General features: G+C 42.6%; 16 protein-coding genes and 1 tRNA gene. 9 read left to right on the top strand and 8 right to left on the bottom strand.

Going from position 1 to position 20,083, the window contains the following annotated elements; all coding sequences use genetic code 11:
• Nucleotides 1–59 precede the first annotated feature (59 nt).
• Nucleotides 60–132, bottom strand: a tRNA-Val gene (locus IJ00_RS15885).
• Nucleotides 133–295: 163 nt separating this feature from the next.
• On the opposite strand from IJ00_RS15885, the gene IJ00_RS15880 reads away from it, so the two are divergent.
• The 3 genes from IJ00_RS15880 (at nucleotide 296) to IJ00_RS15870 (ending at nucleotide 3,264) form a co-directional block, all read left to right on the top strand.
• On the top strand, nucleotides 296–919 hold the full coding sequence (locus IJ00_RS15880; RefSeq protein ID WP_035154519.1) for a metal-binding protein: 624 nt from the start codon (nucleotides 296–298) through the stop codon (nucleotides 917–919).
• Nucleotides 920–953: 34 nt separating this feature from the next.
• A complete protein-coding gene (gene mazG / locus IJ00_RS15875) occupies nucleotides 954–1,778 on the top strand; it encodes a nucleoside triphosphate pyrophosphohydrolase (protein ID WP_035154518.1) in 825 nt (274 codons plus the stop codon).
• A 175-nt stretch (nucleotides 1,779–1,953) separates the two neighbouring features.
• On the top strand, nucleotides 1,954–3,264 hold the full coding sequence (locus IJ00_RS15870; protein WP_035154517.1) for a glutamate-5-semialdehyde dehydrogenase: 1,311 nt from the start codon (nucleotides 1,954–1,956) through the stop codon (nucleotides 3,262–3,264).
• Between the two features lie 657 nt (nucleotides 3,265–3,921).
• Here IJ00_RS15870 and IJ00_RS15865 read toward each other — a convergent pair.
• Together IJ00_RS15865 and IJ00_RS15860 are read right to left on the bottom strand one after the other, a co-directional pair.
• A complete protein-coding gene (locus IJ00_RS15865) occupies nucleotides 3,922–5,001 on the bottom strand; it encodes a patatin-like phospholipase family protein (RefSeq protein ID WP_035154516.1) in 1,080 nt (359 codons plus the stop codon).
• A 626-nt stretch (nucleotides 5,002–5,627) separates the two neighbouring features.
• Nucleotides 5,628–6,911, bottom strand: a complete 1,284-nt coding sequence (locus IJ00_RS15860; RefSeq protein WP_082127340.1) for a dihydrolipoamide acetyltransferase family protein — start codon at nucleotides 6,909–6,911, stop codon at nucleotides 5,628–5,630.
• A 428-nt stretch (nucleotides 6,912–7,339) separates the two neighbouring features.
• Here IJ00_RS15860 and IJ00_RS15855 point away from each other — a divergent pair, with 428 nt between their 5' ends.
• Nucleotides 7,340–7,861: a hypothetical protein gene (locus IJ00_RS15855; protein WP_035154515.1), complete on the top strand. Its 522-nt coding sequence runs from the start codon at nucleotides 7,340–7,342 to the stop codon at nucleotides 7,859–7,861.
• A gap of 96 nt (nucleotides 7,862–7,957) precedes the next feature.
• Here IJ00_RS15855 and IJ00_RS15850 read toward each other — a convergent pair whose 3' ends face one another.
• Nucleotides 7,958–8,407: a YlqD family protein gene (locus tag IJ00_RS15850; RefSeq protein ID WP_035154514.1), complete on the bottom strand. Its 450-nt coding sequence runs from the start codon at nucleotides 8,405–8,407 to the stop codon at nucleotides 7,958–7,960.
• 139 nt (nucleotides 8,408–8,546) lie between these two features.
• Nucleotides 8,547–10,502, bottom strand: coding sequence for a long-chain fatty acid--CoA ligase (locus IJ00_RS15845; RefSeq protein WP_035159130.1), 1,956 nt, complete (start codon nucleotides 10,500–10,502; stop codon nucleotides 8,547–8,549).
• 879 nt (nucleotides 10,503–11,381) lie between these two features.
• Here IJ00_RS15845 and IJ00_RS15840 point away from each other — a divergent pair.
• A complete protein-coding gene (locus IJ00_RS15840) occupies nucleotides 11,382–11,561 on the top strand; it encodes a hypothetical protein (RefSeq protein WP_035154513.1) in 180 nt (59 codons plus the stop codon).
• Nucleotides 11,562–11,724: 163 nt separating this feature from the next.
• Here IJ00_RS15840 and recQ read toward each other — a convergent pair whose 3' ends face one another.
• Nucleotides 11,725–13,887, bottom strand: a complete 2,163-nt coding sequence (gene recQ, locus IJ00_RS15835) for a DNA helicase RecQ (RefSeq protein ID WP_035154512.1) — start codon at nucleotides 13,885–13,887, stop codon at nucleotides 11,725–11,727.
• Between the two features lie 142 nt (nucleotides 13,888–14,029).
• Between recQ and tatA the strand changes: the two genes are divergently transcribed.
• Nucleotides 14,030–14,206: a twin-arginine translocase TatA/TatE family subunit gene (tatA, locus tag IJ00_RS15830; RefSeq protein ID WP_035154511.1), complete on the top strand. Its 177-nt coding sequence runs from the start codon at nucleotides 14,030–14,032 to the stop codon at nucleotides 14,204–14,206.
• 46 nt (nucleotides 14,207–14,252) lie between these two features.
• Here the strand turns inward: tatA and cphA are convergent, their stop codons facing one another.
• Entirely contained in the window at nucleotides 14,253–16,955 is a 2,703-nt protein-coding gene (gene cphA, locus IJ00_RS15825; RefSeq protein WP_035154510.1) for a cyanophycin synthetase, read from the bottom strand.
• Between the two features lie 430 nt (nucleotides 16,956–17,385).
• The gene (locus IJ00_RS15820) at nucleotides 17,386–18,249 is read right to left on the bottom strand and encodes a cyanophycinase (protein ID WP_035154509.1); all 864 of its coding nucleotides are present in this window, start codon (nucleotides 18,247–18,249) and stop codon (nucleotides 17,386–17,388) included.
• Between the two features lie 141 nt (nucleotides 18,250–18,390).
• On the opposite strand from IJ00_RS15820, the gene IJ00_RS29110 reads away from it, so the two are divergent.
• From IJ00_RS29110 to ispF, 3 genes are all read left to right on the top strand, one after another.
• A complete protein-coding gene (locus tag IJ00_RS29110) occupies nucleotides 18,391–18,543 on the top strand; it encodes a hypothetical protein (protein ID WP_168163492.1) in 153 nt (50 codons plus the stop codon).
• 240 nt (nucleotides 18,544–18,783) lie between these two features.
• Nucleotides 18,784–19,491, top strand: a complete 708-nt coding sequence (trmD, locus tag IJ00_RS15815; protein WP_035154508.1) for a tRNA (guanosine(37)-N1)-methyltransferase TrmD — start codon at nucleotides 18,784–18,786, stop codon at nucleotides 19,489–19,491.
• Between the two features lie 46 nt (nucleotides 19,492–19,537).
• Nucleotides 19,538–20,026: a 2-C-methyl-D-erythritol 2,4-cyclodiphosphate synthase gene (ispF, locus tag IJ00_RS15810; protein WP_035154507.1), complete on the top strand. Its 489-nt coding sequence runs from the start codon at nucleotides 19,538–19,540 to the stop codon at nucleotides 20,024–20,026.
• Nucleotides 20,027–20,083 lie beyond the last annotated feature (57 nt).

Below are 20,083 nucleotides of genomic sequence, written 5' to 3'. Positions count from 1 at the left end.
GCATCAGCTTGTCTTTGCCGCAAAGCTACGGGCAAAGTCACAAAACTCTAAAAATAATATGGGTAGTACAGGACTCGAACCTGTGACATCCTGCTTGTAAGGCAGGCGCTCTACCAACTGAGCTAACCACCCGTTTTTGTGTGCCGTTTTCGTTTGCGCTCACGATTAATAAATATAGCACAGGTTTCTAGAATTGCGCTAGTACTTTTGCAAAAATAATTTGGACAATCTTTTCTGGTAATTTTTCGAGACCAAGGCTTGTTATACTGAATTCCCAAATGTGCAGTTTGATATTATGCCCTCTGGTCGCACGCACGATCGCATCACTCTTTGGACTTTACCTGTTATCGCTGGTGTCACCTATATGCAGACGCGCAGTGGCAACTTGACTTTGGTGGTGGTGAGCGGGTATATGTTCGGGGGGCTGATGTTTGGACCCGATTTAGATATTTTCTCTATTCATTATCAGCGTTGGGGTTGGTTGCGTTGGATTTGGCTACCCTATCAAAAAAGCTTGCGTCATCGTTCTTTCCTATCCCATGGTCCAGTAATTGGTACAACTTTGCGAATAGTGTATTTGTGCGGAGTTGTGGGGATTGTAGTGCTGGTTGGTGCGGTGGTAGTAGAACAGTTGGCGATCGCCCGTGGTAGTTGGCAAATGGTAGAGTCTACGGTGAGTAGTTCTCTGATTCGTTATGGCAGAGAATTTTTGGCTTTGTTTATCGGGTTGGAATTGGGTGCGATGAGTCATTACGTGAGTGACTGGGGAGGTTCCACCTATAAACGTTGGCAAAAACAGGGTATCGCAGGTTTACTATCTGGTGGCAAAATGAAGAAACGTAAAAAAGTAGTCACTAGGCGATCGCCCAAAACCGCAAGCAAAATATCAAAAACTACTCAATCTCGCAAACGTTCATAGTTATTATTCACTGACATTTCACCTTCTTTTGATTATGGAATTTCCCGCGACTCAGAGAAACCCTGAGACTCTTGCTGCAATTCAAGAGTTAATTGATGTGGTGGCAAAGTTACGTAATCCCGATGGGGGTTGTCCCTGGGATTTAGCACAAACTCCCCAAACCCTGACACCCTATGTGATTGAGGAAGCTTATGAGGTAGTGGATGCGATTCAAAGTGGAGATAGGAGGGCGATCGCCGAGGAATTAGGGGATTTATTATTACAGGTAGTTTTGCAAGCGCAGATTGCCGGAGAATATCAGCAATTTACCTTAAAAGAAGTTGCCCAAGGCATAGCCGAAAAATTAGTGCGTCGTCATCCCCACGTCTTTGGTGATATCTCTGTGCAAAATGTGGAAGAAGTCCGGAAAAATTGGGAAGAAATTAAAGCCGCAGAAAAGGGAGAACCCGCACCCACAGAGCAAAAATTAAGTTATAAATTGGGCGGTTACACGCGGAAATTGCCACCATTGATGGCAGCTATGAAAATTTCTCAAAAAGCTGCTCAGGTAGGCTTTGAATGGGAAAATATTGATGGTGTGTGGGAGAAATTTCACGAGGAATTGGGAGAGTTTCAGCAGGCTTTAGAACAGGAGACAAAGGAAAGACAGGAAGCGGAATTAGGGGATTTACTATTTGCGATCGTTCAGTTGGCTCGATGGTATGATTTAGACCCTAGTAAGGCTTTAGGAGGGACAAATCAGCGTTTCATTCAGCGTATGCAAAAAATGGAATTATTTGCGGACAAACCCCTCAGCGACTACACATTGCAAGAATTGGAAACCCTATGGCAACGGGCAAAATCCCAATTAGCTGAATAATTTTCCAGGAAAGAGCAGGATGATGGAGATATTTTTGATGATTTGACTCCGTTGAAAATCAATAATCTTATTCTGCAAGTTTTACCTAATTAACTCTCATCTCCAAAGAGATTTTAACTCGGTTTGCTATGACGGCAACAGAGGAAAAATGTTAGTAAATTTTGATTTTTGACCTATGAATACAACTGTCGATAATTCCTTAAATTTGATTGAGATTGGGAAAAAAACCCGCTTGGCAGCTTTGAAATTAGCTGTGCTTTCCGAGGAACTGAAAAATCAGGCAATTGATTGTGTCGCCCATGCTTTAGAATCTGCCCAGGATGAAATTTTGCAAGCAAATATTGCCGATTGTCAAGCAGCAAATATGGAGGGAATAGCCAAACCCCTGTATAAAAGGTTGCAGTTAGATGAGCATAAATTAAGAGACGCGATCGCCGGAGTTAAGGATGTAGGAAAACTTCCCGATCCCGTAGGAAAAGTCCAGATTCACCGGGAATTGGACACAGGTTTAGTCATGAAGCGCGTCACTTGTCCCTTGGGGGTTTTAGGGGTAATTTTTGAAGCACGTCCAGAAGCGGCGATTCAAATTGCGGCTCTGGCGATAAAATCAGGGAATGGGGTAATTCTCAAGGGTGGAAAAGAAGCGATTCGTTCCTGTGAGGCAATTGTCAAAGCAATTAAACAGGGATTATCTCAAAGCGCAATCAACCCGGAAGTTATACAGTTATTAACTACGAGGGAAGAAACCCTAGGACTTTTACAACTAGATAAATATGTAGATTTAATTATTCCCAGGGGTTCTAATTCCTTTGTGAGATTTGTTCAGGAAAATACCCGCATTCCTGTATTAGGTCATGCAGATGGTATTTGTCATTTATATATTGATAAAGCTGCCGATATCGAGAAAGCTGTAGCGATTACAGTTGATGCTAAAATTCAATATCCAGCAGCTTGTAATGCCATTGAAACTTTATTAGTTCATCGTGATATAGCTCAAGCATTCATACCAGTCATTGCCCAAGCTTTAGAGACAGTAAATGTAGAGTTGAGGGGAGATGAAAGTACCAGAAATATATTAAATTATCTCCCTGCTGCTACCGACGTAGATTGGGAAACAGAATACAGTGATTTAATTTTATCCGTGAAAATTGTCGATAATTTAGAAGCGGCGATCGCTCACATTCATGAGTATGGTTCTAAACATACCGATGGCATTATTACCGAAGATGCAGAAGCCGCTAATATTTTTCTTTCCTTAGTCAATGCAGCCGGGGTTTATCACAATTGTTCCACCCGTTTTGCTGATGGTTTCCGGTACGGTTTTGGTGCAGAAGTCGGTATCAGCACCCAACAAATGCCCCCCCGTGGTCCCGTAGGTTTAGAAGGTTTAGTGACGTATAAATATCAGATGACTGGTGATGGTCATATTGTGGCAACCTATACAGGAGCTAACGCCAAATCCTTCACCCATAAGGAAATTTTGTAACTACTGATTTACCTCACTCGGTAATTACCCTGGGGCTACCGAGTGATATTACAACACCACTGGCATTCGTGACAGGTTAAAGTTATCAACAATTTGTCAATGAGTAATAATGCTTAAAATATTGCTAAAAATAGGGTAGAAAACGCAATTTTTTGGCATAGCGATCGCGTCATCTTAAAAAACATCACTCATTCTTACCCGACAAATTCCGTAGAAGACGAAATTTGATACCTAACTATAGTTTCAACTTCTAGCGTAACTACTATTGACAAAACGAATTTTGTCTTAACCTGTCACGAATGCACCACTGGTTAAGCTCATTGAATTAATTGTTGGTCATCATAAGTCAGGAATCACTGATATGTATTGCCAGTTTGGCAACTTTTTATATCTAGTTTTTCTCTAAATCATAACCTATCAAAAATAATACCAATTTGAAAAAACAATACGACACATGGACAAAACCCCTCCCCAGCCCTCCCCGAAATCGGTGAGGGTGCCCGATAGGGCGGGTGGGGTATCTGTCGTAAACATTTTTTGAATCGGTATAAGTAAGTCGAAAAACGTCAATGAAGCAAAGAGAATATTACCTCTTCGCTTCACTTTATCAAATATTAAACACTTTGCTAAGTTAATAATATTTAAACAACGATACTATTACCTAGCATCGACTAAAGCATGATTATTTTCTAGTTGAGATGCTTGCCAACTTGCCATTAACTGCTCACATAACTCATCTATTTCTGAGCTATTTTGTTGAATAACAAGTTTTCCCAGAGTCTCTAACTCATAGATATTGCCGCGACTCACATCATCCATATCATCATTAGCTTTATTCAATTGTGGTTGGAAGCGATAGTATTGTTGTGGTTCCGCAGTTGCTTTGGGTAGTAACTGTTCTAACTGGCAAGCCACCGACTCACTCGCCGCATCCATAATAATATTAATTAGGGGCGCAATCCAGCCTAAAAGCCCCCATTCCTTGGCTTGTTCGTAGGGATATTTCCGAGTTAAGGAACCTGTACCTAAAGAGATAACTAAAATCTCATTCAACGCTAAAGTTTCCTTGTGTTTTTGCTTAGAATTAATAATCGCTTCCATAATTGCTAAGGAAGTGGGGTTATTAGCAAATACACCACCATCAACTAAAGAATAGTAACCATTATCGGTTCTATCTGTTGTGGGAACTTTATAGGGTTCAAAATAAGTAGGTGCAGCAGAAGTTGCCATTGCTGCTTGTTTCATTGTGTAACCTTGACACAATTTGCGGAAGTTATCACGGGCAAGATTTTTATCATTTTTAGTAAAGAAAATCGGCATCCGCAACTCGATATCATAACTAGTAACAAATATATTGGTGAGGGCTTCATTGATTTGTGTGTCACCAAGATACTGAGTTAAAACATCATTTCTTCCTTGAGAAGGAAACTTAGGTCCCACAATATCATCAAAGTGTACTAAACCTTCTAAAAAGGGTTCGTCAAAAATTCGAGCAGAATCGTGACGATACATTTCGATTAGTTCTTTTGCTGTATATTGAGGTTCATTTTTGCGTTCAGGATGGGGTTTAGTTAAAGCCATACCTAAGATTCCCCCCGTGGAAGTCCCAGCAATTAAATCAAATAATTGGCAGATGTGTTTACCTGTACGTTTCTCTACTTCTGCCAAAACCATTGCAGGGATAATACCACGAATTCCACCACCGTCGATAGATAAAATCTTATATTTGTATGGCATACTTTCTCCTGATTTCAAATGCATTGATATTTAATTGAGTAATAAATGTCAATATGAAAATAAATATTAATTGACATCTTTAAGGTAGAAATAAACCTCACCAATCTTGTTTCCGGAGAGGATTTTGTGGTGAGGTTGTCTACCAACAAGAATTACTACATTGGGAAAAACTCCGATTTCGTAAAAATACTTTTTTGTGATTTCTCTATTTGCATTTTCTAGGAAAATCTTCCGAAATTACCGGCTTTGATGAACGGTAAAATACCGCTCCCATAGTTTTTCGCTTTCATGGCAATATGGACACAAACACCAGAGACTCACACAAAGGTAAATTTACGTCTCAGACATCAATATCCCAATTCCTCACACCTTTATTCAGTATATTGTCCTAAAAATCACAATTAAATCAGTACTATTACCATAAATAGCCACAAAAAAACTTGAGTTCAATTCACTCAAGTCGAAATATCTTGCAATAGATTGTAGTTAAAAGTATACCCTTTCTAACCTTCAAATAAAGGGAGGGTAATGAATCTAGCTTTTTAAGGTGACGATGCTCCAGAGCTACATCCCATAACCTGAACCCTATGGGAATCTTCTGGATTAGATGTAACTAGTATCTGAATTTACATAGTTAAAGATTGAGCATCGGTTTCAATCAACTTAGCTAAATCTTGCAGGAATGCTGCTGCATGAGCGCCATAGATGATGCGGTGATCAGCAGTCAAGTTAACTTGCATTTGCTGTTTGACACCAAACATTCCGTCGGGAGTAGCAACAATTTGGGGGCGAGATGCACCGATCGCCAGAATTCCACCTTGACCTGGGGGTAAAATGGCATCAAATTTATCCACACCGAACATTCCCAAATTAGAAACGGTAAAAGTACCTGTGCTGTATTCTTCCGGCTGAAGTTGCTTGGCTCTAGCACGCTCTACCAAGGATTTCCAGCTACGGGATAGGGTGTAGATATCCTGCTGATCAGCATTTTGTAGTACTGGTGTAATTAAACCACCGTCATCCATGGCAACTGCTACGGATACGTTGATATTTCCGTGGAAAACAATTCCTTGGTCAGAATAGCTGGCGTTGACTAAAGGATGTTTCTTTAAGGTGACTGCTACAGCTTTGGCAATGAGGGCAGTCATGGTTACGCCCTTAGATTTAATTTGCTTATATAATTTATCCAGGCTATCCGTTGTAATTGTATAACCAACCCGGAATACTGGTACGGACAAACTGGCATTCATACTACGAATTACGGCAGTTTGCAGGGTAGTAAAGGGTGTGGTTTGACCAGGGATTGCTGCCACTGAAGGTGCAGGTGCCGGGGCGGGTTTGGCAACGGGAGCAGGGGCAGAAACCGGGGTGACAGGGGCAGAAATAGCAGGGGTAGAAACCTTCCCAGCTGCGGCTTCCACATCTTCGGCGATAATGCGACCGTAGGGACCGCTACCAATCAGAGAGTTGATATCAACTTTGAAATCTTTGGCTAATTTGCGAGCGCGGGGAGAAGCTACAGTGCGTCCAGAGGGACGACTAGAACCATTTGACCCGACGGACACAGATTCACTGACAGGAGCGCTTACAGGTGCTGGTGTTGCTGGTGTTGTAGCTGTGGGTTTGGCTGCACTTTGAGCTTGGGCGATCGCCGCCGGAATTTCCGCTTCTGTTGCTGCTAAGAGGGCGATCGCTGCACCCACAGGGGCGCTTTCCCCGGCAGGCACGATAATATGTGCTAAATATCCCTCATAAAAGGACTCTACATCCATATCCGCCTTATCAGACTCGACAACCACCACAGTCTCGCCTTTTTCCACTTTGTCACCGGGAGATTTTACCCAAGAAACGATTTTACCTTCAATCATGGTGGAACTTAGCGCGGGCATGAATACTTCGTTAATGCTCATAGGGGTGTCTGACGAATCGATAATATTTATGGACTGGCTGAGGTAGTTTCCATACTAATTGGCGAAAGGCTGGGGGTGAGATATTTTTTGTGTCTTTGCGTCTAAACCCTTGACTTTCAAACCATCAGTGTATGTGAGTAGGCTCTAAAAGAGGTGAATTAGTTTGTGACTTGACTATTGACTATAGTCACAGACTCACCGAATTTTTCACCACCCTGCCCACAGAAAACATATTTATGCCAGATCGAATTGTATCAACAGTGATGACGTGAGGAACTATCTTAAAACTAAATAGTCTAATAATTTGTATTTCTTATCACGGGTCTGTCAATCGGAATAATTACCCAACAGTGGGAGGAACAAAGGCGAATCCTGCATTTAAAATGCAAAGTGATAAGTGAATTACTTTTCAAACTGTTTTTAATTTTATGTCGGCAAAGCTCAAGGTTTTCATCCTTCTCATCATTAGTCTCTTTGCCACAGCAGTTGCTGGAGTTTACATGAATAATCGTCAACCATTGGCGATGATATCCACCACCGATGAGGAACACCAGGGACTGTCTAGGGCAATTTCCACCCAGGAAACAGTGATAAACCCGGAACGAGTGCATTACCAAACAATCCCTTTAGAGAGAATAAAATCTTCTCTCCAAGGTACGGATCCAGCAGCCCTAGCTCTGGATGCTTTTGACGATAATGGGGTCAAACCTATATCTCGCAAAGTTGAGGTGATGTATCCCCAACCCAACCAAGCTTTAGTCACGATTACCCAAACTCAGAAAGCAGCTAATGTGGCGAATGCAACGAGGTATCGTGTGGAATTAACCAGTTTTGGGCGATCGCTCCTCGCTAGCTCCCCTCCCATGTGGCAAATTGTTTGGGTGGGTTCCCAAAAAAAATGTTGGCAGCATAATCCTCGATACAGTCTCACTGCTGCCAATTGTCATTAAATTTCAGAAAGACAGTGAGTGAGTTATCAATAAATCTGATAGCTAGGTCACTGCTTGGTAAAGATTTTTCTCCGTTAGCAGAAAATAGTAGTGGTTCTAGATATCGCCACGAATCTCTTCAACAATACCGTCCCGCAGAACGACTTCCACCTGCATTTTACTAATCAGGTTATCACCGGGTTCCACGCGGAAAGTCCCTTCCATCTGAAATTGGTTAACTTCCTGATCTAATTCTAGGAATTGTACCTGTTGCAAGTTTTGTAATAACTGGTTCTTTTGTTCTAATAATTCACTTTTCTTTTGGTTGACCTGGAGTTGGATATTATCGATTTGTTGTAGGGTTTGGGGTCCTGGGGGTTGGAGACTTTGTTTTTGAATCGCGGCGATCGCCCTTTGTCCTTCCACCTCTAATTGTTGCAATTGCTGATCAAGTTGATTAATCTGTGTTTGCAACTGCTGTTGTACTTCCTCTTTCCACAGAGGTGTCACAACTGCTTTCACATTCACTACACGTTTCAGAAGTAATTGAGGTTTGGAGACATCCATAAAAATTTTCCGTTCACTCGATTGTTTGCAATAGATTAGCTTATGGGTACTGAATCTGCACTCAGCACCCCATCATTCTCAAGTCATGGGGGCAATTAAATAGCACCCATAACTTAGTCCTCAGCACCTAAGTCATAGATTAGGCAAACATGGCGTTAATCATATCGCGGTAATGCTCCATGACAATATGCCGCCTAATTTTCAGAGTTTGCGTCATCATGCCATTTTCCATAGAAAACGGCTCTAGAATCAGCCTAAACACGGTAATGCGATCATCTGCTCGATAACCAGGACGGTTTTGCACTTCTCGCGTTAACTCTTGCCTAAACAAATCCTGGATTATTTTACTCTCCAGATTTATGTGTTGACTTGTCGCCGTTGTTACATTGTTTTGGGGAATACACAATTGCAAATTTTGACTTTCTGCCCATGCTGCCAATGCTTCCACGTTAGGAACAATCAACGCGCCCAGACTGCGCTGATCTTGCCCTACTAGCATGATTTGGTCAATATATGGCGATCGCAAACAAGCATCCTCAATGGGTTGTGGCTCGATATTTTCCCCATTGGTTAATACAATCGTATCTTTTGCCCGTCCGGTTAAAATCAAATCGTTGGCGGTTGTCAACAAGCCTAAATCCCCGCTATCAAACCATCCCTGACTATCGATGGCTTTGGCTGTTGCTTCTGGGTTTTGGTAGTAACCCTGCATAATTTGTGGACCTCGCAACAGTACTAAACCCCGTTCTCCCACGGGCAAATCTTTACGAGTTTCTGGATCAACAATTTTCGCTTCTGTTCCGAGTATAGTTTGTCCTGCGGCTCCCCGTATATTCCTCCAAGGGCGACGCACATGGGTGACGGGAGAGGTTTCTGTCAACCCGTAACCCACTAAGATTTCTACTCCCACAGTTTCAAAGAAATCATCGACGTGTTTGGGTAAAGCACCACCACCACTAATCATGTATTTGATTCTGCCACCTGTGGCTTCTCGGACTTTGCTGTAAATCAGTTTTTCTCCTAGAGCATGGAGGGGAGAGAAAATTCCTGCTTGTAAAGTGGCAATTAATTTTTCCCCAGCAGAAGCATAGATATTTTGTAGATTTAGCCCTTGGGCTGTGCGCCGTGCTTGAATATATTTCTGACTAAAACCTAACAAAGTCTTGACTAGTTTTTGCTTTGACTCTGGTTGCTCTCGAAATTGCTTCTGTACCCCCTCATAAATCGACTCTAAGAGTCGGGGAACCGCAATCATGAAGTGGGGCTGGTATTTTTTCAAATCACCCTTGACGGAGCGCAAATTTGTGTAAACCTGAGTACAACCTTGGGAAAGCAGGAAGTATTCACAGCTACGTTCATAACTATGCCAAGTTGGTAAGATACTGAGAACAATATCCCCTGGTTCTGGTTGCACAACAGTTCCTAGGGAGTTGACTTGGTGCAGCAAGTTGCCGTGACTGAGCATTACACCCTTGGGTTGCCCTGTGGTTCCGGAGGTGTAAATCAGAGTTGCTAAGGTATCACGGGTTTGGTGAACGGGGGTAAAATTATGATTTGTCCCTAATTCGATTAACTGGGAAAAATTGAGAATTTTCAGGTTGTCTTCTGGTGGTGCTGATTCAGAGGAAAGCAAAATCACAAATTGAATCGGCAAATCATCAAGACGTTCCCGAAGTTTATTCAGGGTTTTTCTGTCTTCGACTACTAGGGCTTTACTGCCACTATTGGTAATGATAAACAGTAATTCCTCTTTTTCTGCCTGGGAACTGCGCACCGCATCCACACCCCCAGCCATCATTATCCCTTGGTCGGCGATCAGCCAACGGGTGGAATTATCGGCAATTAGGGAGAGGCGATCGCCTGCTTGAATCCCCAAAGCTTGCAAACCTGCGGCAAATTTACGAATTTGGTCAGATAACTGTGCATAAGTCACCACCACTTCGGGTTTACTGTGGGGGTCACGTAATGCCACTATTTTGCCAAACTTTTGTCCTACCAATGACCAAATTTCTGGCAAAGATGAAACTTGAGAGTAATCCACCAAATCTTTGATTTTTTCCTGTACTCGGAGCGGTACATCTACTGTGATAAGCATATTTTCAGTTTTTTTTGACATCACAAACTAAGTACTTATTCTGATGATTTTTCCAGCCTATTCTGCACTATCAAGAAGATATTCATCAACTCAATACACAATTACGAGTATTTACAGCAATATTGACAAGAATCTGCATATATCTAAATAAATCTATATTATAATTAATTTGTATAGATAAAAAGTAATGCAATTTTGTTTTTATTTGCCAATCGATTCTTAATTACAAATAAAGACAAAAGATAGCAAATTAATTCAGGAGGTGATTATCTATGGGTCAAATAGAGGTGATAATGCTGACTCTAATCAGTAGTTTTACCTGTCTGGTATTACCCAGATTATTATCGATTATTCTCGACCCTCGCATCAGAAACAACAAATCCTTGTTTGCTAACTTTACCCCTCATACAAATCAACTCACAAGTTTTCCATATTGTATGTCTTATCGATTAACAGGTGGTCCATCCTGTAGATTTAGTCCTGATTTCTGCCCCAAATGTTCTCCCAACTAAGAGGCTAAAATCTATTAATATACCCCTCTGTACTTCATAGTATTTTTCGACGAATGATTGATTAATTTCTGATTATTTTTCAGAGGAAAAGACTATGGAGTTCAGAGTATTTATGAGATGGAAAGGCAATTTTTATAGATTTTGAGTATGAAAGCGATTGCAAACAACTTCAGTTCCGGACTTGCAATCAATCATTACATTTACTGATGTATTCCATAGTCTTCAAGGCTAGAATTAGTTATAAAAATTTACATTTAAAAAAACTTATAACACTGAAAAGAAAATCAAAATCATAGATAGTATTTTTTCCAGAGAATTTAGTCAACAATACAAAAGTGAGTAATCTTTTTTGATAAGGGGATTATCTATGAGTCTGACAGACGGTCTAGTACTGACAATAGTCAACACTGTGATTTGCCTTGCTCTCCCCAAGGTCTTATCTATGGTATTAGTGAAGAAAACAAAGCAAGATACCTCACCAGTAATCGTATCTGATAGTCAAGAAATCAGTTCTAATGTCACAGTTTATCCTTATTCCCTTGGTTAAGGTTGCCCTCTAGTAGTCACGATGCATTCCTACTAGAAGTATTTAATTTTCTGATTTCAGTCAAAACTCCCTTGTGAGGAGTGACATAAGTTGATTTTGAGTTTTGATATCAGCGATCGCCACTAAAATTCCACGTATAGCTGGGGCGATCGCCCAAAATTATTTATGACTTGTGATTCCGTCGCCATTTACCACGAGCCAAACGAATTTCATCAAAGCTATAATTATTGCCTAAATATTCTTTGATAGGGGTGAGGGATATATCACCGAGGATATCTAACACCTGGCAGATTTTTTGTTGTTTTTCTGGTGTCACCAACAAATCGAAGTTAACAGGTTGATTTTTGTCAATTAAATCGGCAAGATGGCGGATAATCGTTGTCGGACGGAGATTTCTCTGCTCGGCAATTTCCTCAACGCTCAATCCCTGCTTGTGTAATTGTAGGGTTAATAATTCTGTTTCCGTGGGAAAGTTGCCACCATTTCCAAGATTTACTTGGCTATTTACTGACTTCGCCGTATTTTCTTGACGATAGGCGACAATTTCATGAATAAATTTTTCTCCATACTGGGCAAGCTTGTGACTACCCACACCAGAAAGTTTACCAAACTCCTCTAAACTTTGGGGTTGTACCTGTGCCATTAGTCGCAGAGTCGAGTCAGGGAAGACAACATAGGGGGGAACGGATTGTTGATCAGCCAGATTTTTACGTAGCGATCGCAATCTCATTAATAACATTTCTGCGGCTTCTGCTTTGCTACTTCTCTCTTTCCAACTAATCTTCTGTACCACGGGAACCGCAAGGGAAACAGTACGTTTTTTTCGCATTACTTCCCAGCTCAAAGCATTTAATTTTAAAACTGCATAACCATCACTAGTTTGTTCTAGTAAACCTTGATGTAATAAGGAACGTCCTAACATTCGCCACTCATCAACGGTTTTATCCTTACCAATTCCGTAGGTAGAAAGTTGATCATGCTCGTACTGGGTAACTTTTTGATTTTTAGAACCCCGTAACACATCTATAATATGAGCCATCCCAAATCTTTCTTTACACCTTGCCACACAAGATAGAAATTTCATCGCTTCAATTGTCCAATCTTGCATTGGTTTGGGTGAACGGCAGTTATCACAGTTACCACAATTACCGGGGAATCTTTCACCAAAATACCCCAGTTGAATTACTCGTCTGCAATCCGTTCCTTCCGCATAGTCAATAACTTGCCGTAACTGTTGTTTAGCAATTAATTGTTCCTGGGGGTCAGGTTTTTGATTAATTAAATATTCAATGGTTTTGACATCACCATAACTATAAAATAATGTACAGCGCGATGCTTCCCCATCCCTACCACCTCGTCCCGATTCTTGATAGTAGCTTTCTAAATTTCTGGGGATATCAAAATGTACAACTAAGCGAACATCAGGCTTATTAATCCCCATCCCAAAGGCAATAGTTGCCACCATGATTCTCACATCATCACGGATAAATTGTGTTTGATTCTTCGACCTTTCTTCATCGGATAAACCTGCATGGTAGGGTAGGGCAGAAAGTTGATGATGTTGTAATTTAAAGGCGATTTCGTCAACTTTTTTGCGAGTCAGACAGTAAATAATTACCGAACCCTCTGTGTCTTGAATTAGCTCTAATAACTCAGCAAAGGAACCCTTATTTTTTTCCCGTACCTCATAATAAAGATTTTGCCGATTAAAACTGGCAATATGAATAGTTGGTTCTCGCAACCCTAACTGTTGAATAATATCAGCACGTACCCTATCAGTTGCAGTGGCTGTCAAAGCAAAGGTGGGAACCTTGGGGTAGCGTTGCCGTAGTAAAATTAATTGGCGGTACTCTGGACGAAAATCATGTCCCCATTCCGATACACAATGAGCTTCATCAATGGCAAAAGCGGAAATACCGACTTGGTGTTGTACTAAATCCAGAAAAGGGAGAAATCTATCACTGACAAGTCTTTCCGGTGCTACATAGAGCAATTTTACCTTGCCATTCAAGATAGCGTGTTCCCGCGATCGCACTTGATACTGATTTAAACTACTATTCAAAAAAGTTGCCGGAATATTATTATTCCGTAATGCTTCCACCTGATCTTGCATTAAGGCAATTAAGGGTGACACCACTACCATCAATCCCCCTTTTATCAATGCTGGTAGCTGGAAGCATAAGGATTTCCCCCCACCCGTCGGCATTACCACCAATAAATCCCGATTTTGCAACCCTGCTTCAATCACTTGCCTTTGTCCAGGACGGAACTGATCATAACCGAAGTGATATTTAAGCGCTCTTTCTAAGTGGGGAAACTCAGACATATTTTCAGAACAAAGAACAAAAGGGAAGTGGGAATTGGCAAACAGGCAACCAGGAAAAAATTAATTCTTCAGAGTCCACTTTCCTATACCCAATGCTCAATGCCCTAATATATTTATATCAGCCTATACACGGGGAATATATATGCCATTTGGACTTGGATGGGCAGAAGTTGCAGTGATTTCCGTTGTTGTTCTATTAGTCTTCGGACCAAAAAAAATTCCCGAACTAGGTAGCGCTTTGGGTAAAACCCTCCGAGGATTTAAGGAAGAATTGAAAAATCCCCAGGATACAGCTAGTTCGGAACAAGATAACTTATAGAAGATATATAGGGCGATACTTTATCACCCTATTTTCTCCCTATAAACTATTGACTTTTTACAACTAATGTGGGTGAGACATTGTTTTGAGAATCAGGAATAGTATGGGAATTATTCTGTTGAGGAATTTCTTCCTTGACTACACCCCGCGCTTTGATTAACTGAATTGCCCGACTCACACTTTCCGGTAATATCACCACTAAGCTGTTATCGGGAGCTGAGTCTAAAGCTTTGTTAATAGCTGTAGATTCATCCAGAATCGTCTCATACTTGCTGTTGGCGTTAATTTCCTGAATTCCCTGGGTAATCAGAGCCGCAGCAGAACCCCGTTGCCTTCCTCTGGTGTCATCATCTTCTTTGATAATCACCCGGTCAAAAATATCAGCAGCAAGTCTACCAAGGGAGACAAAATCTTGATCGCGGCGATCGCCAGGACCACCCACAACCCCAATTTTTTGTCCCGATGTCCAATTCCGCACAAAGGAACCTAATGCCTCATAACTGTGAGGATTGTGAGCATAATCCACTAAGGCATGGAAATTCCCTAGGTTAAACAGATTCATCCGTCCGGGAGTTTGACTCACCGAAGCCCTAAAAGTATTCAACCCAGCCCGAATTTGCTCAATGGTGACATTCTGCACAAATGCTGCTAAAGACGCTGCTAAGGCATTGGCAATCATAAATGGTGCCCGTCCCCCCATGGTTAAGGGAATATTTTCCGCCCGTTCAATCCGGTGCGTCCAATCACCTTTTAAAATCGACAGAAAACCATTTTCATAGACTGCGGCAACTCCCCCTTTCTGGATATGGCTACGTACCAATTCCGCATCAGGGTTCATGGTGAAATAGGCAATATTTGCCTTAGTTTTCTCTGCCATTGCTGCCACGCGGGGGTCATCCGCATTCAATACAGCATAACCATCAGGAAATACTGACTCCGCAACTACACTCTTGAGATGTGCTAATTGTTCAATAGTTTCAATATCACCTAGCCCCAGGTGATCAGCTGCAACATTGAGAATAACACTGACATTTGCCGACTCAAAGGCTAAACCAGAGCGGAGAATCCCACCACGGGCAGTTTCTAGTACGGCAACTTCTACTGTCGGGTCTTGGAGGATTAATTGAGCACTCTGGGGTCCAGTATTATCCCCGGCTTCAATCAAATAATCACCGATATAAGTCCCGTCAGTGGTTGTAAAGCCTACTACCTTATTGGTTTGCTTGAAAATATGTGCAAGTAAACGAGTCGTAGTAGTTTTACCATTAGTGCCAGTCACACTTAAAACTGGTACACGGCTAGATTGCTCATGGGGGAAGAGCATATCCAGGACTGCCCCGGCAACATTGCGGGGAGTACCTTGACTGGGAGCAACGTGCATCCGGAAACCAGGAGCCGCATTCACCTCGACAATCACACCGTCAACTTCCCGTAAGGGCTTACTAATATCAGAGGTGACAACATCAATACCCGCAATATCTAAACCAATTACTTTGACGATGCGCTGTGCTAGCCAGACGTTTTCTGGGTGAATTTCGTCAGTCCTATCTACAGCACTACCACCTGTACTTAAGTTAGCGGTAGCTCGTAAGTAACAAATCTGACCTTTAGGGAGAACTGTATTTAGTGTATAGCCTTGTCTTTCTAATAACTGATAACTTGTACGGTCTAATTCAATTCGGGTGAGAATATTGTCATGCCCGTCACCCCGATTGGGGTCTTTGTTCGTTTCTTCAATCAAGTCAGCAATTGTAGATGCACCATCACCAATCACATGAGCGGGTACACGTTCAGCGACAGCCACAACCTTGCCATCTACGACTAATACCCGATGGTCGCGTCCCACGTAATACCGCTCAATGATTACAGAGCGAGAAACTTGCCGAGCAGCATCATATGCCGCTTCTGCCTCTTCCCAGCTTTTAATGTCAATGGTGATGCCACGTCCATGGTTACCATCCAAAGGTTTAATCACAATTGGATAGCCACCAACGTATTCTATTGCTTCTTCTAAGTCATCTAGGAAATTAATTACTGTGCCTTTGGGTACTGGAACCCCAGCATTAGCGAGAATGCGTTTTGTGGCTTCTTTATCACAGGCTAACTCGACTCCCAGAATGCCTGTGTTGTCACTCATGGTGGCTTGCATCCGTTTTTGGTGCGCGCCGTAGCCCAATTGAATCAGGAAGCGTGCGCCTAGGGGCATCCAGGGGATACCACGTTTTTCCGCTTCTTTGATGATTGCTTCTGTACTCGGTCCGAGGGAAGCATCTCGCCAGAGGTCTTTGAGGTCTTGCAGGTCTTGCTCTAATTCCGCTTTCGGGTAGCGACCTCTATCAACAATGCTTTGACATAGACGAACTGCCGCTCTACCAGCGTAACGTCCTGCTTCTTCATTGAGATACTCAAATACCACCTGGTAAACACCAGATGTGGCTGTTTCACGAGTACGACCGAAGCCAACGTGCATTCCCGCTAAGTCTTGTAGTTCTAGGGCTACGTGTTCCACAATGTGACCCATCATGGTGCCTTCTCGTACCCGCATCAGAAAGCCACCACGACAACCAGGGGAGCAGTAGTGACCCTCCAGACTCGGCAGAGCCTCAACTAATCCTTCGTAAAAGCCGGGAATTTCATTCGATGGCGTCTCTGATAGGGATTCTAAGTCGAGGCGCATGACGATCAGCTTGTGGCGTCGAATGCTCCAATAGTTGGGGCCGCGTAAGGTCTGGATCTTGAGGATTCTCATGGGAATAGGTAGATGGAGATTCGGAACCAAAATTCTAGTTTCTTACTGGAATTGACCGCTTCACTGTTCATAGTAAACAGTTTTTTGCTCTTACATCGTATTATTCTCACTTTCTTGCAGCAATGTCGCAAGGGCTGGACAATTTAGTGTAACCTAATATACTTTTACCGTCAGCAAATTAGAGTGGATTTGAGATTTGATAACTACTAGGCTGGGGAACTTTGATTGGGAAAAGCATAGTGTTTTTGTGCTTCTCCAGCTTTTGCTACTTCCCCTTGGCTGTGCTGATTGTGGGATATTTTTGGATTAATTGCACAGTAGTACTGGGTATCAAATAGTAGAATTTGGGATTTATGACCTAACGGATGTGTGGTTGGTCAAAAATATCAAAAATAAATAGATACTTCTCAATATCCGTCAATCTACTCATCTAGCTGGATATTCTGTATACGGCAGGTAGAACAGTACGTTGGTAGAGGTGAAAGCGATCGCCATGGCTAAGAATATGCAGGCGTAAATTATGAATTGTCAGGGGTTCGGTAGCACCAACGTGGGGTTCATTGGTGTGGGTAACTTCCGTGGGATCGACAATAGTCACACTGCCTTTACCCATAACTTGTAACCAACCGTCGCGCTCAAACATAGCACAGGTGTCTTCATCAATACCAATTCCTATCCGGTCAGGGTGAGAGGAAATAGCACTAATTAAGCGCCCCATCCGATTGCGATTGCTGAAATGTTGGTCAACAACCACCTCTGGGATTAATCCTAAGCCCGTTGCCATGTCCACCAGGGAACGATTGGGGGATTCACCGCTTCCCCCACCTGCAATCATGTGATGACCCATGACTGCGGCTCCAGCACTAGTTCCAGCAAGAGTCAGTTGCCCCATCCTGACTCGCTGTCTAATGATTTCCATCGCTGGGGTGTCTGATAAAACACCGCACAGACGTAACTGGTCGCCTCCCGTCAAAAAAACCCCAGAACAGGCTTCTAGGGAAGTTTGATAATCACGATACTCGCACTGCTCCCGTTCCCGAATGTCCAAAAGCTCGACTTTCTTTGCCCCCATATCTTCAAAAATTCGAATATAGCGACCGCCAATAATCGATGGTTCGCGGGAGGCAGAGGGGATAATAGCGATATGGGCATCACTACCACCAGCGCGTGCAAAAAAAGTTCGGAGGATTTCTCGTCCATGAACTTTATCTTCTGCACCACCGATGACTAGAACAGCAGTTTTAGTGGCTTGGGGTGTCCTCATTTCCAGCGATTTAGCTTTTAATTCCGGCATTGTGTTTCTCCTGTCAACAACTTCAGGTGAATTTAACAAGGTAGGCAAAAAGCGAGCAGAGACTCTGTTACTTGATTGCCGTTTTAGCCTCAATTATTCTCGCGTCTTACCTTTGACAAAGGACATTGCTAATCGCAACAGATGCATCAACCCTATGTCTATTACCGTTTTTGCGAGTTTGTGTTTGGGAATTTACCTGTTCTAGGTTGTCAGACTGGCAAAATAGGGCTTGGGGGCGATCGCCTCCAAGACGGTAAGGGTGAAAGAAGCAAGTCTTTGTACACTTTTTTCTAGGGCTAGCTTGATGCATCCTGGAAGTTGTTAACTTAGTGAGATTATTAATTTAAATGGAGATGTGACAATATTTAAACATAAATTAAGTAACTAGAAAAACTTGGGATTCCACAGGAAATCTAATATTTTCGGTACTTTTGGATACCTTTGCGGGGCGGAATGTGTGTATCACACCATTCTCCTGACCGCGAGATAAAAGACTCCAATCTCAAAGAATAGTGTCTTTCAATACGAATTACTGTGCGCTTTGATATAGTTACGCTGTTTCCTGATTGTTTTGCCTCCGTCTTGAACTCTGGCTTACTAGGTAAAGCTCTAGCCAAGCAAATAGCTCAAGTCAATTTGGTGAATCCCCGCGACTTTACCACAGACAAACACCGTAAAGTCGATGATGAGCCTTATGGAGGGGGTGTGGGTATGCTGATGAAGCCAGAACCCATTTTTGCGGCAGTGGAGTCCTTAACGGATTTGCCGCGTAGGGAAGTGATTCTCATGAGTCCCCAAGGACAAACCATGGATCAACCCCTGCTACGAGAATTAGCGACTGATTTTGACCAACTGGTTGTAATTTGTGGTCATTACGAAGGTGTGGACGACCGAGTACTAAATTTAGTCACTCGTGAAGTTTCCCTCGGTGATTTTATTTTAACCGGAGGTGAAATTCCGGCAATGGCTTTAATCAACGGAGTGGTGCGTCTTTTACCTGGGACTGTTGGGAAAGTCGAGTCTTTACAGTCGGAAAGTTTTGAAGCTGGACTGTTGGACTATCCCCAATATACTCGCCCTGCCAACTTTCGTGGTTGGAAAGTTCCTGATGTTTTGCTTTCAGGGAATCATGCTGAAATTGCCAAGTGGCGTTTTCAACAGCAATTGGAACGTACCCGTCGCCGTCGTCCGGATATGCTCAAAGCTTGGGAGGAGATGAAGCGCAGGGAAGGGGAGCATTGATTCACACAAGGTACTTCAAGTCTCAAATCTAGATAATTAGCAGATGATGAATATTCGTATTGGTAATGGCTATGATATGCACCGTTTGGTGAGCGATCGCCCTCTGATTTTGGGTGGTGTAAATATTCCCCATACCCTGGGTTTACTGGGACATAGTGATGCGGATGTCCTGACCCATGCGATTATGGACGCTATGCTAGGAGCCTTATCCCTAGGTGATATTGGGCATTATTTTCCTCCTACCGACGATAAGTGGGCAGGGGCTGATAGCCTGGTGTTATTGCAGCAAGTCCATCAACTGATTCAAGAGCAGGGATGGCAGGTAAGTAATATTGACTCGGTAGTAGTGGCAGAACGTCCAAAACTGAAACCCCATATTCATCAAATGCGGGCAAAAATTGCAGGTGTGTTGCAATTAGAACCTAATCAAGTCGGTGTCAAAGCTACGACTAATGAAAAATTGGGACCAACTGGACGGGAAGAAGGTATTTGTGCCTATGCAGTTGTCTTATTGAGTGGGGTGAGCAATGCATAGGGGTAGGTAATTTTCAATTTCCATAGGTGAGAGTGAATTGTGCTTTTTGGCGATCGC

The sequence above is a fragment of the Calothrix sp. 336/3 genome (genome assembly GCF_000734895.2).
In the GTDB taxonomy this organism is placed as follows: domain Bacteria; phylum Cyanobacteriota; class Cyanobacteriia; order Cyanobacteriales; family Nostocaceae; genus 336-3.
This window is presented reverse-complemented; position numbering and strand designations above follow the sequence as displayed.

Coding starts and splice junctions, on each gene's coding strand:
- IJ00_RS15880 (WP_035154519.1), top strand. CDS start 296: ATGCCCTCTGGTCGCACGCACGATCGCATCACTCTTTGGACTTTACCT.
- cphA (WP_035154510.1), bottom strand. CDS start 16,955: ATGAGAATCCTCAAGATCCAGACCTTACGCGGCCCCAACTATTGGAGC.
- IJ00_RS15820 (WP_035154509.1), bottom strand. CDS start 18,249: ATGCCGGAATTAAAAGCTAAATCGCTGGAAATGAGGACACCCCAAGCC.
- IJ00_RS15845 (WP_035159130.1), bottom strand. CDS start 10,502: ATGCTTATCACAGTAGATGTACCGCTCCGAGTACAGGAAAAAATCAAA.
- IJ00_RS15865 (WP_035154516.1), bottom strand. CDS start 5,001: ATGCCATACAAATATAAGATTTTATCTATCGACGGTGGTGGAATTCGT.
- IJ00_RS15855 (WP_035154515.1), top strand. CDS start 7,340: ATGTCGGCAAAGCTCAAGGTTTTCATCCTTCTCATCATTAGTCTCTTT.
- IJ00_RS15860 (WP_082127340.1), bottom strand. CDS start 6,911: ATGAGCATTAACGAAGTATTCATGCCCGCGCTAAGTTCCACCATGATT.
- IJ00_RS15850 (WP_035154514.1), bottom strand. CDS start 8,407: ATGGATGTCTCCAAACCTCAATTACTTCTGAAACGTGTAGTGAATGTG.
- tatA (WP_035154511.1), top strand. CDS start 14,030: ATGCCATTTGGACTTGGATGGGCAGAAGTTGCAGTGATTTCCGTTGTT.
- mazG (WP_035154518.1), top strand. CDS start 954: ATGGAATTTCCCGCGACTCAGAGAAACCCTGAGACTCTTGCTGCAATT.
- recQ (WP_035154512.1), bottom strand. CDS start 13,887: ATGTCTGAGTTTCCCCACTTAGAAAGAGCGCTTAAATATCACTTCGGT.
- IJ00_RS29110 (WP_168163492.1), top strand. CDS start 18,391: ATGCATCAACCCTATGTCTATTACCGTTTTTGCGAGTTTGTGTTTGGG.
- IJ00_RS15870 (WP_035154517.1), top strand. CDS start 1,954: ATGAATACAACTGTCGATAATTCCTTAAATTTGATTGAGATTGGGAAA.
- IJ00_RS15840 (WP_035154513.1), top strand. CDS start 11,382: ATGAGTCTGACAGACGGTCTAGTACTGACAATAGTCAACACTGTGATT.
- ispF (WP_035154507.1), top strand. CDS start 19,538: ATGAATATTCGTATTGGTAATGGCTATGATATGCACCGTTTGGTGAGC.